14 protein-coding genes are annotated in these 13175 nt (G+C 69.6%); 9 read left to right on the forward strand and 5 right to left on the reverse strand.

Features of this window, described 5'->3' with window-relative positions; all coding sequences use genetic code 11:
* Window positions 1-31: 31 nt before the first annotated feature.
* Genes ACYVAQ_RS20915 through ACYVAQ_RS20935 form a run of 5 tightly spaced genes read right to left on the reverse strand, consistent with a single transcriptional unit; the run spans window position 32 to window position 5036 of the window.
* Complete coding sequence (locus ACYVAQ_RS20915) at window positions 32-943, reverse strand: SMP-30/gluconolactonase/LRE family protein (RefSeq protein WP_460792468.1); 912 nt, start codon at window positions 941-943, stop codon at window positions 32-34.
* Entirely contained in the window at window positions 940-1821 is an 882-nt protein-coding gene (locus ACYVAQ_RS20920) for a 3-hydroxyacyl-CoA dehydrogenase NAD-binding domain-containing protein (protein ID WP_460792470.1), read from the reverse strand. Before ACYVAQ_RS20920 ends, ACYVAQ_RS20915 begins: the two co-directional genes overlap by 4 nt.
* 1 nt (window position 1822) lies before the next feature.
* The gene (locus ACYVAQ_RS20925; RefSeq protein WP_460792471.1) at window positions 1823-3031 is read right to left on the reverse strand and encodes a CaiB/BaiF CoA transferase family protein; all 1209 of its coding nucleotides are present in this window, start codon (window positions 3029-3031) and stop codon (window positions 1823-1825) included.
* A complete protein-coding gene (locus tag ACYVAQ_RS20930; RefSeq protein ID WP_460792473.1) occupies window positions 3028-3888 on the reverse strand; it encodes a 3-hydroxyacyl-CoA dehydrogenase family protein in 861 nt (286 codons plus the stop codon). The genes ACYVAQ_RS20925 and ACYVAQ_RS20930 overlap by 4 nt, the downstream gene beginning before the upstream one ends.
* Entirely contained in the window at window positions 3885-5036 is a 1152-nt protein-coding gene (locus tag ACYVAQ_RS20935) for an acyl-CoA dehydrogenase family protein (protein WP_460792474.1), read from the reverse strand. Before ACYVAQ_RS20935 ends, ACYVAQ_RS20930 begins: the two co-directional genes overlap by 4 nt.
* A gap of 209 nt (window positions 5037-5245) precedes the next feature.
* Between ACYVAQ_RS20935 and ACYVAQ_RS20940 the strand changes: the two genes are divergently transcribed.
* The 9 genes from ACYVAQ_RS20940 to ACYVAQ_RS20980 all read left to right on the forward strand — a co-directional run bounded on the left by ACYVAQ_RS20940 (window position 5246) and on the right by ACYVAQ_RS20980 (window position 13159).
* Complete coding sequence (locus ACYVAQ_RS20940; RefSeq protein ID WP_460792475.1) at window positions 5246-5839, forward strand: QsdR family transcriptional regulator; 594 nt, start codon at window positions 5246-5248, stop codon at window positions 5837-5839.
* Between the two features lie 43 nt (window positions 5840-5882).
* Window positions 5883-6194: a poly(R)-hydroxyalkanoic acid synthase subunit PhaE gene (locus ACYVAQ_RS20945; protein WP_460792477.1), complete on the forward strand. Its 312-nt coding sequence runs from the start codon at window positions 5883-5885 to the stop codon at window positions 6192-6194.
* Window positions 6166-7236: an alpha/beta fold hydrolase gene (locus tag ACYVAQ_RS20950; RefSeq protein WP_460792478.1), complete on the forward strand. Its 1071-nt coding sequence runs from the start codon at window positions 6166-6168 to the stop codon at window positions 7234-7236. Before ACYVAQ_RS20945 ends, ACYVAQ_RS20950 begins: the two co-directional genes overlap by 29 nt.
* Window positions 7233-7772 (forward strand): GNAT family N-acetyltransferase, encoded by a 540-nt coding sequence (locus ACYVAQ_RS20955; RefSeq protein ID WP_460792479.1) that lies wholly within the window; start codon window positions 7233-7235, stop codon window positions 7770-7772. Before ACYVAQ_RS20950 ends, ACYVAQ_RS20955 begins: the two co-directional genes overlap by 4 nt.
* Before the next feature lies 1 nt (window position 7773).
* Window positions 7774-8538, forward strand: a complete 765-nt coding sequence (locus ACYVAQ_RS20960; RefSeq protein WP_460792481.1) for an SDR family NAD(P)-dependent oxidoreductase — start codon at window positions 7774-7776, stop codon at window positions 8536-8538.
* Window positions 8539-8583: 45 nt separating this feature from the next.
* Window positions 8584-10080 (forward strand): long-chain-fatty-acid--CoA ligase, encoded by a 1497-nt coding sequence (locus ACYVAQ_RS20965; RefSeq protein WP_460792482.1) that lies wholly within the window; start codon window positions 8584-8586, stop codon window positions 10078-10080.
* Between the two features lie 5 nt (window positions 10081-10085).
* Window positions 10086-12218 (forward strand): MFS transporter, encoded by a 2133-nt coding sequence (locus ACYVAQ_RS20970; protein ID WP_460792483.1) that lies wholly within the window; start codon window positions 10086-10088, stop codon window positions 12216-12218.
* A gap of 166 nt (window positions 12219-12384) precedes the next feature.
* Entirely contained in the window at window positions 12385-12744 is a 360-nt protein-coding gene (locus ACYVAQ_RS20975; protein ID WP_460792485.1) for a helix-turn-helix domain-containing protein, read from the forward strand.
* Window positions 12745-12814: 70 nt separating this feature from the next.
* Entirely contained in the window at window positions 12815-13159 is a 345-nt protein-coding gene (locus ACYVAQ_RS20980) for a hypothetical protein (protein ID WP_460792487.1), read from the forward strand.
* Window positions 13160-13175 lie beyond the last annotated feature (16 nt).

The raw sequence follows: 13175 nt of genomic DNA on the forward strand, positions 1-13175 counted from the left end.
TGGATAGGACAGCGGACGACGCCCGCGGGTGTCAACGGACCGGCCACAGGGTGATGCCGGTGGTCGGCGCACCGGCGTCGACACGGCGTACCTCGCGCGTGCCGTCGGGGCCGGCTTCCAGGGCGACCGAGGTGATGGTGCCGCCGAGGTCGGACACGTGCGCCCACCCGCGGGTGGTGTCGACGGCCAGGCCGATCGCCTCGCGCAGGCCGTCGACGAGGATCTCGGGCGCCTGCCCGCGCTCGCCGGGGCCCGGGATGGGGGCGCGGTTCAAGGTGTTGCCGTCGGGCGCCGCGCCGCGGTCGGTCCAGTAGAGCCAGCCGTCGGAGAGCTCCAGGTCGATCGGCTCGGGCAGCCCGTCCCAGAGCGTCTCGATGTCGGAACGGACGGCCGGATCCTCGGGGGCCTCCAGCGAGCAGCGGAAGATGCGGCCGCGCCCGCCCTTCGCGGGACCCTTCTGGGTCCAGTACAGGTGTCCGTTCGCCGGGTCCACCGTGACGCCCACGCACTGCGCGTCGATGCCCTCGGCCGGGTCGCGGACGACCAGGTCCGACAGCCCGGTGCCGTCGAGGCGCACCCGGCTGACCCGGCAGCCCTCGCGATCGCTCCAGTACAGCCACTCGCCGTCGCACGCGAGCTGCTTGCCCGTCGTGATCGCGCCGACCGGCACGACGTCTCGCAGGTGCGTGCCGTCGAGGTCGATCGCGTGCACGCCGCCGTTGACGTGGGTGTAGTCGGAGGTCTTCTCGCTCGGCGGCTCGCCGGGCGTGAAGGTCGGTCGCCCCATCGTCGTCCAGTACGCCGATCCGCCCCGCACCACGATCCCGTCGGGGCGCGCGCCGGCGTCGGCGAGGAAGGTCTCGATCGTGCCGGTGTCCAGGTCGATCCGCACGATCGAGTCGTGGCGGATCGCCAGCGCCAGGATCTGCCCGAGCTCGCTCATCCCTGCTCTCCTTCGTCGCTGGCGCGCAATGCCTCCGCGACCGCGCGGGTGCGCCGGTCGCGGCGCTCGGCCAGCTGCCGGTAGCTGGCCTCGTCGGCGCCGTACGTCTCCTCCACCTGGGCGATGACCTCGTCCATCCGGTCCCGGTCGGGCATGCCGTTCTCGAAGCGCATCTGCGACCCCACGTGCTCGACGAGGTGTCGCATGCCGGCCGGACCGCCGCCGAGCCGGCGGCTCTCGAACGGCCCGACGGTCGCGTAGCGGAGCCCGAGCGAGGCCTTGAACAGCTCGTCGAGGTCGGGGACGCTGACGACTCCCTGCTGCACCAGGTACGTCGCCTGCTCGTTGATCACCTTCTGCAGCCGGTTGCCCACGAAGCCGGGGATCTCCTTCTTCAGCGCGATCGGCAGCCGGTCGAGCTCGCGGTAGACCGTCATGGCCCGCTCCACGGCCTCCGCGCTCGTGGCCGGTGACGGCACTACCTCGACCAGCGGGATCAGCTGCGGCGGATTGAACGGGTGGCCGATGAGGATCCGGTCCGCCGCCGGGTTGCCCTCCGCGATCCGCGACGGCAGCAGGGAGGACGACGAGGAGGCGAGGACGACGTCGTCGCGGGTGTGGGCCGCGAGGACGTCGTACAGCTCCTGCTTGACCTCGATCCGCTCCGGACCGGCCTCCTGCACGAAGTCGACGTCGACGGCCGCGGCCGCGAGGTCGGGCGTGACCGTCACGCCGTCGAGCCCGGCCAGCTCGGCCGCGACGACCTCGGCGAGGTCGGCACGGACGTCGGACACCCGGACCTGCCACCCGTGCTCGGCGAAGAGCCGCGACCAGGACAGGCCGATGACGCCCGCTCCGACCACGAGCACGACCGGCACGTCAGGACACCGAGCCGTTCGCGCGGAGCTCGGCGATCGCGGCGGCGTCGTAGCCCAGCTCCGCGAGCAGCTCGTCGGTGTGCTGGCCGATCGCCGGGGGCAGCCGCGGCGCGACCGGCTCGACGCCGTCGAGGCGGAACGGTGCCGCGATCGCGCCGGCCTGCTCGTCCTCGGCGAAGGAGAGGACGACGCCGTTGTCGCGCAGCTGCTGGTCGTGCGGGATGTCGGCCGGCGTCGCCACGATGTCGAAGACGATGCCGTGCTCGGCCAGGAGCCGCTCCCAGTGGGCCCGGGGGTGCTCGGCGAACGCCGCGTCGAGCAGCGCGATGAGCTCCTGGGCGTTGCGCAGCCGGTCGGGCTTCGTCGCGAACCGGTCGTCCTCGAGCAGCCACTCACGGTCCAGGCAGCGCGCCAGCACCGGCCAGTGCCGGTCCTCGTTGAGGATCGTGAGCAGCAGCCACTTCCCGTCCTGCGCCCGGTAGTGGCAGCTGAGCGCGTTGAACAGCTCCTCGCGGCGCGGCCGCGGGATGAACTCGGCGCCGCAGAGCGCGGCACTGGCCAGGTAGGAGTTGGCCCACAGCCCGTTCGCGTGCAGCGAGGAGGACACCTTGGTCCCGCGTCCGGTGCGCTCGCGTTGGTAGAGCGCGGTCACGATCCCGGCGTACAGGGTCATCGCGGAGGGGTGGTCGCCCTGGCCCACGACGGCGCGTGCCGGTGTTGCGTCGTACGACGGACGGACCTGGTCCATCATCCCCGAGCGCGCCCAGTACGACGTGGCGTCGAACCCCGGCTTCGCGACCTCGGCACCCGCCTCGCCGTACCCGGTGAAGGAGCCGTAGACCAACCGGTCGTTGAGGCCCATCAGCGTCTCGTGGTCGATCCGCAGCTTCGTCCGCACGGCGAGCGGGTAATTGGTGACGAACACGTCGGCCTGCGCCACGAGCTCGTGCATGATCCGCCGGCCCTCCGCGGAGCCGAGGTCGATCGCCAGGCCGCGCTTGTTGCGGTTGCCGTGGATCCAGGCGAACTCGCGCTCGCTGACCGGGTTGCCGGGCAGCCGGGGCAGCTGGCGGTAGGGGTCGCCGGCCCCGGGGGGCTCGACCTTGATCACGTCTGCCCCCAGATCGGACAGGATCGTGGTCGAGGCGGGGCCGGCGATGTAGCTGCCGCAGTCGATCACCTTGAGACCGCTGAACAGCGGGTCGGTCATGCCTGCTCCTCGTAGTCGTAGAAGCCGCGGCCCGACTTCTCGCCGAGCCGGCCCTGGGCGAGGTAGTCGCGGAGGACCGCGCGCGGGCCCTCCGGGATCCCGTCGCGGTGGGCGGCGTAGTTCTCCTCGATGTCCAGCACGACGTCCAGCCCGACCCGGTCCATCTTGCGGAACGGGCCCTCCTTCTGGCCGGTCACCTTGGCGTAGAGCGCGTCGACCTCCTCGGGGGAGGCGACACCCTCGGAGACCACCATCAGCGCCTCGCGCTTGATCGCGGCCCAGATCCGGTTGTAGATGAAGCCTCGCGACTCCGCGTGCGCGCGGAACGGCGTGAGCCCGAACCGGGGGAGGGCCGCCATCAGCCGGTCCAGCACCGTCTCATCGGTCTGCCCGCAGGTCATCAGCTCCACGGCCACCGCCGCCGGAGGCATGAAGAAGTGCATGTTCAGCACCCGCTCCGGCCGGCTCACCTCCGCGATCACCTCGCGGGAGGGGTACGACGATGAGTTGGTCGCGATGATCGCGTCGGCCGGCGCCAGCCGGTCCAGCTGTCCGAAGACGGGGATCTTCACGTCGAGGCGCTCGGGGAGCGACTCGACGACCAGCCAGGCGTCCGCCACGGCGTCAGCCATGCTGTCGGTGAGCTCCAGCGTCGCCGCGGAGCTGCCCGGGACCGAGGCGAGCACGTCGGGCAGCTGCTCCTCGACGTACGCCGCCGCATCGGCCCGCTGCCCCGCGTCGAGGTCACAGATCCGCACGGTGCCGCCGCCGGTGGCGAACATCAGGGCGATCCTCCGGCCCAGGGTCCCGGCGCCGATGACCGCGATCGGCCGGTCGGTCACACCGTCGGCGCTCACAGGCCCATGTCCTTGGCGATGATCGTCTTCATGATCTCCGAGGTGCCGCCGTAGATCCGGTTGACCCGGTTGTCGGCGTACAGCCTGGCGATCGGGTACTCGTTGATGAAGCCGTAGCCGCCGTGCAGCTGCAGGCAGCGGTCGATGACCCGGTGGGCGACCTCGGTGCAGAACAGCTTGGCCGACGCGGCTTCGGCAGGCGTCAGCTCGCCGGCGTCGAGCGCCTCGAGCGCCCGGTCGGCCACCGCCTGGGCCGCGTCGACCTCGGCCTTGCAGGCGGCCAGCTCGAACTTGGTGTTCTGGAAGGAGGCGACCGACTTGCCGAAGACGGTGCGTTGCTCGACGTACGCCTGGGCGAACCGGAGCCCCGCCGCGGCCTGGGCATAGGCGCCGTACGCGATACCCCAGCGCTCGGAGGCGAGGTTGCGGCCGAGGTAGCTGAAGCCCATGTTCTCCTCGCCGAGCAGGTCCTCGGCGGGGATCCGGACGTCGACGAAGGAGAGCTCGGCGGTGTCGGAGGTGCGCAGCCCGAGCTTGTCGAGCTTGCGGCCCACTGTGTAGCCGGGGGAGTGGGTGTTGACCGCGAACAGCGAGATGCCGAAGCGACGGTCGTCGTCCTTGGGCGGGCTGGTGCGGGCCGCGACGATGACCCGGTCGGCGTGCACGCCGCCGGTGATGAAGGTCTTCGCGCCGTTGAGGACGTACTCGTCGCCGTCCTTCTTTGCGGTCGTCCGCATGCCGGCCAGGTCGGAGCCGGTGCCGGGCTCGGTCATCGCCAGAGCCCACATCTCCTCGCCACTGACGAAGTTGGGGAAGTAACGCTGCTTCTGCTCCTCGGTGGCGAGCATCTTCAGGTACGGCAGGGCGAGCAGCACGTGGACGCCGGAGCCGCCGAAGGTGGTGGCCGCGCGGGACGTCTCCTCGTACTGGATCGCGAGGAACTTGTGGGACTCGATCCCGGCGCCGCCGTACTCCTCGGGGACGCTGATCCCGAAGATGCCGAGCTCGGCGAGCTTGCCGTACAGCTCGCGCGGCACGATGCCGGCCTGGAACCACTCGTCGTAGTGGGGCACCACCTCGGCCTCGATGAACGAGCGGAGCGTCTGACGGAAGGACTCGTGGTCCTCATCGAAGACGGTGCGGCGCATGTTTCCTCCTGGGCTGGAATTGGGGTCCGCGTCGGTTCTACACCCCGCGGTGAAACATTTTCAAGAGTGTTGCATTGTCGTGACACAGCCCCTAACGTTTCGCCACATGAGACGTGCGTCACTTTCATGGCGAGGGGGTCCGGCAGCGGCCCGGGCGGCCTTGGCCCTGTCTGCTGTGATGACAGGTCGAGGAAGCAGGGAGGTGTCCCATGAGCAGTACGCCACTGTCCCGGATGCTCGCGGAGAGGGATCCGAAGCCCGACGCTCTCGCGGCCTTCCGGCTGGCCCGCCGCCGCTTCCTCGCCGGCGACCGCGTCGAGATGCAGGAGCTGGCCGCCGAGCTGGGAGTGAGCCGCGCGACAGTCTTCCGCTGGGTGGGTTCGCGCGACGACCTGCTGGTGGAGATCGTCTGGTCGATCACCGAGCCGACCTTCCGGTCCGCGCTGGAGCGGACCACCGACCTGACCGGCGGGCGGAGGGTTGCTGCGGTCATGGGCGCCTTCGCCGAGGCGACGATCGCCTCGCCGCCGTTCATGGGCTTCGTGCAGCGCGAGTCGGAGCGGGCGCTGCGGCTGCTGACCACGAAAGCGACCTGGTTCCAGGGCCGGCTGCTGGTGCTCATCGAGGACCTCATCCGCTCCGAGATCGAGGCGGGTCATCTGGAGCCGGCGCTGCCGTTGCACGACCTGGCCTACGTCGTGACCCGGATGACCGAGACCTTCGTGTACGCCGACGTGGTGGCCGGCGAGACGCCCGACCCGCAGAAGGTTCGGCTCGTCGTGGGGGCGCTGCTGCGCGACTGACGCGCCCTACGCGTCGTACCCACGGCTCCGGAAGGGGTGCGTGATGGGCCTGCGCGACCTCTACAACCAGTTCGAGAAGACGGTCACTCCGATCGTCAACGAGGCGACCCGCACGCCACAGTTCGCCCAGGCGGCGGCGATCCTCACCGCGGTGAACAAGACGGTGCGCACCGAGGCGGACAAGCTGCAGGCGCGCGTCTGGCACGCGATGAACCTGCCCGCGGGCACCGACGTACAGCGTCTCAAGCAGCAGGTCGGCTCGCTGGACCGTGAGCTGCGGCTGCTCTCCCTGGAGCTGCAGCGAGCCCGGAAGGAGGCGAAGCGCCATGGCGATTCCGGGCCTCAGCACGATTGACCGGGTCCGCAAGGAGGTCGAGCGCAACGCCCTGCGGGCGCGCAACGGCATCAAGATGGCGACCGGCATCACGCAGACCGCCGTCGGGCTCAGCCCCAAGGACGTGGTGTGGAGCCACGGCCGTACCGAGCTGTGGCACTACCGCAGCGACAAGGTGACGATCCGGCCGCCGCTGCTGATCATCTACAGCCTGTTCAACAAGAGCTACATCCTCGACCTCCGCCCGGGCAACAGCGTGATCGAGCAGCTGATCGACGCCGGCTTCGACGTCTACATGCTCGACTGGGGCGTCCCTGACGAGCGTGATGCCGCCAACGGGCTCGAGGACTATGTCGACTCCTACATGCCTGCCGCGATCGAGCGGGTGTGCGAGCTGTCCGGCAGCGACTCGATCAACCTGTTCGGCTACTGCTTCGGCGGCCTGCTCTCGGTCCTGCACGCCGCACACCACACCGACAGCCCCTTGCGCAGCCTGACCGTGTTGACCACCCCGTGCGACCTCCAGGAACTCGGCCCGATGGTCGACGTGATGACCCGGACCGACCTCGAGGACGTGCTCGGCGTCGACGGGCTGGTGCCGCCCTCGGTGGTGCTGCAGGGCTTCCGCTCGCTGGCGCCGATGGGTGAGGTGACCGGCCGGGTCGACCTGCTCGAGAAGCTGTGGAGCGACGATTTCGTCACCGCCTACCAGGCGATGGCCGGGTGGGGCAACGACCAGGTGCCGCTCCCCGGTGGGGTGGCCCGGCAGTTCAAGAAGCTCATCGAGGACAACGCGTTTGTCAACGATCGGATCTTCCTCGGGGGCGACCGGGTCCGGCTCAGCGACATCAAGCTGCCGTTCCTGCACGTGATCGGCCTGCGCGACCACATCATCCCGGTGCCGGCCGCAGCCCCCCTGGTCGGCCTGGTCGGCTCCGAGGACAAGCACGAGATGCGGCTCGACGCCGGCCACGTCGGACTGATGGTGGGCCGCACCGCCGCGAAGAACACCGTCCCTGTCCTCATCGAAACCCTCATGAAGAGAAGCGAGGTCACGGCATGATCGCCGAGTTCCGGTCCGAGGACGTCGAGGCGCTGGGCGCGATGTTCCAGCGCCTGCCCGAGAGCGATGTCACCTTCATCAAGGAGGACGTGAGTCCTGCCGCGGTGGCGACCTGGCCCGGCGCCGCCGGGAGGCGCTGGATCGACGTGGCCGACGACGGCCCGCAGAAGGGCGCCGTGCTCGGGCTCGCCGCGATGATCCCGCTGACCGGCTGGTCCGACCACGTCGCCGAGCTGCGTCTGGTGGTGGACCCGTCCACCCGCGGCCGGGGCATCGGCAGGCGGCTGGCCCAGCACGCCGTGACCGAGGCGATCCGCGACGGCCTGCTCAAGGTGGTCGTCGAGGTGCCGGCCGGCCAGGAACGCACCATCGAGATGTTCCTCGGCATCGGCTTCACCGGCGAGGCCCTCCTGCGCGACCACTTCCGCGACCGGACCGGTCAGCTGCAGGACCTGATCATGCTCGCGTTCCTCGCGGAGCAGACGTTCGAAGCGATGAGTGCCGTCGGCCTGGCCGACGTGCTGGGAGGAGAGTGACATGGCAGTCCTGGACAAGTTCCGTCTCGAGGGCAAGGTCGCGGTGGTCACCGGAGCGTCCAGCGGTCTGGGGGTGAGCTTCGCCCTCGCGCTCGCCGAGGCCGGGGCCGATCTCGCGCTGGGAGCCCGGCGCGAGGACAAGCTGGCCGACACGGTGGCCAAGGTGGAGGCCCTGGGCCGCAAGGCCGTGGCGGTGCGCACCGACGTCACCGACCCCGAGGACTGCCAGGGCCTGGTCGACGCGGCGATGGAGAACTTCGGCCGCGTCGACATCCTGGTCAACAACGCGGGCGTCGGCACTGCCGTACCCGCCACCCGGGAGACGCCCGATCAGTTCCGTTCGGTCATCGAGCTCAACCTGAACGCCTGCTACTGGATGGCCCAGGCCTGCGGCAAGGTGATGCAGCCGGGCAGCTCGATCATCAACATCAGCAGCGTCCTCGGGATGACCACGATGGGCCTGCCCCAGGCGGCGTACGCCTCCAGCAAGGCCGGCGTCTTCGGCCTGACCCGCGACCTCGCCCAGCAGTGGACGCCCCGCAAGGGCATCCGGGTCAACTCCATCTCGCCGGGCTACTTCGCCTCAGAGATGACCGACGTCTTCGAGGGCGAGTACATCGAGAAGACGGTCATCCCGCGCACGCTGATGGGCCGGCTCGGCGACCACGACGAGCTCGCCGCGGCGCTGCTGTTCCTCGCCAGCGACGCCGGCGGCTACTGCACCGGCATCAACATCCCCGTCGAGGGCGGGATCCTCACCACCTGACCTGCCCGACCAGCCCGCCGTCGTACCGAACCATTAGGAGCGCGCATGACCAACCTCGCCACGAACCTGGAGCGGAGCGCCGCGAAGTTCCCGAACCGCCCGGCCCTGCGGCTGGACGACACGACCGTCACCTATACCGAGCTCGAGGACCTCGCCGGGCGGGCCGCTGGCCGGATGGCGGAGCTCGGTATCGGACCGGGCGACCGGGTCGGCCTGATGCTGCCCAACGGGCTGGAGTTCCCGGTGCTGTTCTACGGCGCGCTGAGGCTCGGGGCCGTCGTCGTGACGATGAACCCGCTGCTCAAGGGTCGCGAGATCGGGCACTACACCGGCGACTCCGGGATGTCGCTGCTGTGGGCGCACGAGTCCGTGGCCGAGGCGGACACCGCGGAGGCGACGGAGGGCTGCCGGGTGGTGCGCGTGGGCGCCGGCCTGCTGGCCGACCTCGCCGGCAGCGAGCCGGTGCCGTACGCCGAGAAGGACGACGGCGACACCGCCGTCATCCTCTACACCTCCGGCACCACCGGTACGCCCAAGGGCGCGGAGCTCACCCACGGCGGCCTGGACCGCAACCAGCGCGTGTGCACCGACGAGCTGATGACGATCACCGAGACCGACGTGATCATGGGCTGCCTGCCCCTGTTCCACGTCTTCGGGCTCACCTGCGGGCTCAACGCCAGCATCGGGGCAGGCGCGCTGATCGTATTGATCCCTCGGTTCGACCCGCAGCAGGTCCTCGACTCGATCACCGACAACGCCGTCACCGTGTTCGAGGGCGTGCCGACGATGTACACCGCCCTGTCCCACCTCGAGACGGCGACGCCGGAGAAGGTGGCCACGCTGCGGGTGTGCTCCTCGGGCGGAGCGGCTCTGCCCGCCGAGGTGCTGCGCGCCTTCGAGGCGACGTACGGCGCCAAGATCCTGGAGGGCTACGGGCTCTCGGAGACCTCGCCGGTGGCGAGCTTCAACAAGGTGGACCGGGCCCGGGTGGGATCGATCGGCACACCCATCTCGGGTGTCGAGTTCCGGGTCGTCGGCGACGACGGCACGGACGTCGCGCCGGGTGAGCCGGGCGAGCTGTGGATCCGTGGTCACAACGTGATGAAGGGCTACTGGGCGCGCCCCGAGGCGACCGCCGAGGCGATCGACGAGGACGGCTGGTTCAAGACCGGCGACATGGCCAAGGTCGACGAGGACGGCTTCTACTACATCGTCGACCGCAAGAAGGAGCTGATCATCCGTGGCGGCTTCAACGTCTACCCCCGCGAGATCGAGGAGGTGCTCTACGAGCACCCCGCGGTCCGCGAGGCTGCGGTGCTCGGGCTGCCGCACCCCACGCACGGCGAGGAGGTGGGCGCCGCGGTGTCCCTCGTCGCCGGTGCGACCACCACGTCCGAGGACCTGCGCGAGTACGTGAAGGAGCGTGTGGCGCCCTACAAGTACCCACGCGTCGTCTGGTTCCTCGACGAGCTGCCCAAGGGCGCCACCGGGAAGATCCTCAAACGCGAGATCCGACCGCCAGCACTGGAAGAGAAGAGGTAGATGCCATGACAGCTGCACCTGTGCCGGCGACAGCCGGACCCAGGTGGTTGAAGCGCGAGCTCGACCACTATCCGAAGCCAGCCGTCCGCTACACATCGCTCGCGGTGGTGGTCGCGGCGACGGTCGTCCTGTATTACCAGCTGTACCTGACCGGTGGCGTGGCGATCCACGTCATGGCGTCGCTGCACATGTCGTTCGCCCCGTTCGTCTACCTCAACGTCGCGGCACTGGTGCTGGCCGCCGTCGCCGCCGAGGCGGCTCACGTCGTCGACAAGTACGGACGTGCCAACGTCATCTCGATCGGCATGTTCGTTGTCTCGTTGCTGTGCATCTTCGGTATCCCGAACGCCAGCAGCAAAGCCTCCTTCAGCATCATGTTCGTCCTGCTCAACGTGTGCGAGGGCGTCATCCTGGTGGCGACCCCGGCCGTCGTCCGTGACTTCAGCCCGCAGGTCGGACGTGCCTCTGCGATGGGCTTCTGGACGATGGGTCCGGTGCTCGGCAGCGTCGTCGTGACCATCGTGGTGGCGTCCGGGTCGGACACCCAGACCTGGCAGGACAAGTTCGTCGTGTCCGGCATCGTGGGCCTGATCGTCGGTGTCATCACCCTGTTCGGGCTCAAGGAGCTGCCTCCGTCGATCCGCGACCAGGTCATGGTCGACGCGCGTGACCGGGCCCTGATCGAGGCGAAGATGAAGGGCATCGACGTCGAGGAGAGCCTGCAGCACCCGATCCGGCAGATGCTCAAGCCCGACATCCTGCTGTCCGGCTTGGCGATCAGCCTGTTCCTGGTGTTCTACATCGTGCTGGTGGCCTTCGGTCCGACGTACTTCCAGATCGTCTTCAACTACAAGGAGCAGGACGCGAACCGGGTCCTCATCGCGGCCTGGGTCGCGAACGCGACCGGTCTGGTGCTGTTCGGCTTCATCTCCGACAAGCTCGGCGTGCGCAAGCCGTTCATGCTCATCGGTGGCGTCCTCTCGACGATCTTCATGATCCTGTTCGCCCTGGAGGCCACCCACTTCGGCACCGAGGTGCTCCCGTTCGGCGGGACGCCGCTGTTCGGCAAGCTCGCGTTCCTCGTCGCCGGAGCGCTCTTCTTCGCGGGCATGGCCTACGTGTCGTGGATGGCGAGCTACACCGAGACCGTGGAGCGCCGCAACCCCGCGCTCACGGCTACCGGGCTCGCGGTCTGGGGCCTGCTCATCCGTGCGCTGTTCGCGATCGCCGTCGTCATCATGCCGGCGATCATCAACACCGCGACGCCCATCATCGACAACCCGGGTGGCCTCACCATCGACGGCGGCCGCGGCCACACCGTCGGCGTCATGGCCAACGGGCTCGACAAGCGGCTGACCCCGGCGCAGAACCAGCAGGTGGAGCTCGTGCTCGGTGCGTCCACCGGGAAGCTGCCCACGCTGAGCGCCGACCAGAACAAGGGTGTCGAGACGGTCCTCGCGGCCGCCCAGGGCAAGATCCCGACCCTGACCGCCGACCAGAACAAGAGCGTGGAGCTCGTCCTGGGCGCGGCGCAGGGCAAGCTGCCCACCCTCAGCGCCGACCAGAACAAGGGCGTGCAGACCGTGCTGGCCGCCGCGCAGGGCAAGATCCCGACCCTGAGCGCCGCGGAGAACAAGGCGGTCGCGACGATCATCGCCGACCCGAAGGCAGCGACCTCCCCGTCGATGGCGAGCGCGCTCAAGGACCCGAAGGTCACCGGCACGCTGGCCGCGGTCAAGTCGGCGATGGGTGACGCGACGGTCGCGAAGACGGTCGCGGCGGTCAAGTCGGCGACGGCGGACCCCGCTGTCGAGCAGACGGTCGGTGCGGTCTCGACCGCGATGACCGACCCGAAGGTCGCCGAGACGGTGGGCGCGGTGTCGACCGCGATGACCGACCCGAAGGTCGCCGCCAACGTCGAGTACGTCGCGGAGAACGCACCGATCGTGCTTCCCGCGCTGGCCAAGGCACCCAAGCAGTGGCAGAACTACTGGTGGCTCTGCGTCGGCGGAGCGGTCATCTTCATCCCGATGATCTGGCTGATGGCCGGCTACTGGGACCCGCGCAAGGCCAAGGCCGCGCTGCGCGAGCACGACGCGGCGGTCGCCGCCGAGCTGGCGAAGGTGAAGGGCGCCTAGCCTCCCGGGACTGCTCGACCCCGACCACGCGGCCGGCACGGTGGCGCACCGTGCCGGCCGCGTGCATCTCCGGAGCGCGATAAAGAAGATCGCGCGCATGCTTGACATGCCACGCACTCGAGGTGCATGCTTGGTCTATCAAGCAGATGCGAAGTAGGAGAAGCAGATGAACCAGCAAGCGAACGCGGAGGCCCTGGCGGACCTCGGCAAGTACCTGCGGGCCCAGCGCGAGATCGCGCAGGTGTCGTTGCGGGCCTTCGCCCGGGCGATCAACGTCTCGGACTCCTACCTGAGCCAGGTCGAGCGGGGGATGTACACGCCCTCGCCGGATGTCCTCAAGGCGATCGCCGAGGGACTGGGCATGGCTCCTGATCAGCTCTTCCGTCGGGCCGGCTGGCTGCCGACCGACGGTGAGGCGCCCGGCAGGTTCGCCGGCGTCCTCGACGCGATCGCCGGCGACGACAAGCTCTCGCAGTCGCAGAAGTCGGCGCTCATCGCGACGTACAAGTCGATGGTCGAGGGCTGAGTCGCCCGACGGCGCCGCCGTCCCATCGCTCCATCACACCAAGCACCACCCAACCGAGAGGAACACCACCATGACCACCTACGCCGAGATCACCACGCAGATCGCCGACCAGTGGGTCGCCGCCCTGAAGACCGCCGAGGAGACCGTCGCCAAGCTCTCCGAGAACGCCCAGCGCGTCGTCGAGGCCATCCCGACCCCGAGCCTCCCCGCCGGTGAGCCCTTCGCGAAGCTGAACGAGGTCCTCTCCGAGCACCTCCCCAAGCCCAGCGAGATCGTCGAGGCGAACTTCGAGTTCACCAACCGCCTCCTCACCGCGCAGCGCGACCTGACCCTCAAGGTCCTCGAGGCCGCCGCCGCGTCGAGCGAGAAGGTCGCGGCCGCCGCGCCCGCTCCGAAGGCCGCCAAGAAGGCCTGACGCCACCCATGCGAAC

The sequence above is a fragment of the Nocardioides maradonensis genome (genome assembly GCF_054777115.1).

Coding starts and splice junctions, on each gene's coding strand:
- ACYVAQ_RS20915 (WP_460792468.1), bottom strand. CDS start 943: ATGAGCGAGCTCGGGCAGATCCTGGCGCTGGCGATCCGCCACGACTCG.
- ACYVAQ_RS20925 (WP_460792471.1), bottom strand. CDS start 3,031: ATGACCGACCCGCTGTTCAGCGGTCTCAAGGTGATCGACTGCGGCAGC.
- ACYVAQ_RS20935 (WP_460792474.1), bottom strand. CDS start 5,036: ATGCGCCGCACCGTCTTCGATGAGGACCACGAGTCCTTCCGTCAGACG.
- ACYVAQ_RS20940 (WP_460792475.1), top strand. CDS start 5,246: ATGAGCAGTACGCCACTGTCCCGGATGCTCGCGGAGAGGGATCCGAAG.
- ACYVAQ_RS20945 (WP_460792477.1), top strand. CDS start 5,883: ATGGGCCTGCGCGACCTCTACAACCAGTTCGAGAAGACGGTCACTCCG.
- ACYVAQ_RS20950 (WP_460792478.1), top strand. CDS start 6,166: ATGGCGATTCCGGGCCTCAGCACGATTGACCGGGTCCGCAAGGAGGTC.
- ACYVAQ_RS20955 (WP_460792479.1), top strand. CDS start 7,233: ATGATCGCCGAGTTCCGGTCCGAGGACGTCGAGGCGCTGGGCGCGATG.
- ACYVAQ_RS20960 (WP_460792481.1), top strand. CDS start 7,774: ATGGCAGTCCTGGACAAGTTCCGTCTCGAGGGCAAGGTCGCGGTGGTC.
- ACYVAQ_RS20965 (WP_460792482.1), top strand. CDS start 8,584: ATGACCAACCTCGCCACGAACCTGGAGCGGAGCGCCGCGAAGTTCCCG.
- ACYVAQ_RS20970 (WP_460792483.1), top strand. CDS start 10,086: ATGACAGCTGCACCTGTGCCGGCGACAGCCGGACCCAGGTGGTTGAAG.
- ACYVAQ_RS20975 (WP_460792485.1), top strand. CDS start 12,385: ATGAACCAGCAAGCGAACGCGGAGGCCCTGGCGGACCTCGGCAAGTAC.
- ACYVAQ_RS20980 (WP_460792487.1), top strand. CDS start 12,815: ATGACCACCTACGCCGAGATCACCACGCAGATCGCCGACCAGTGGGTC.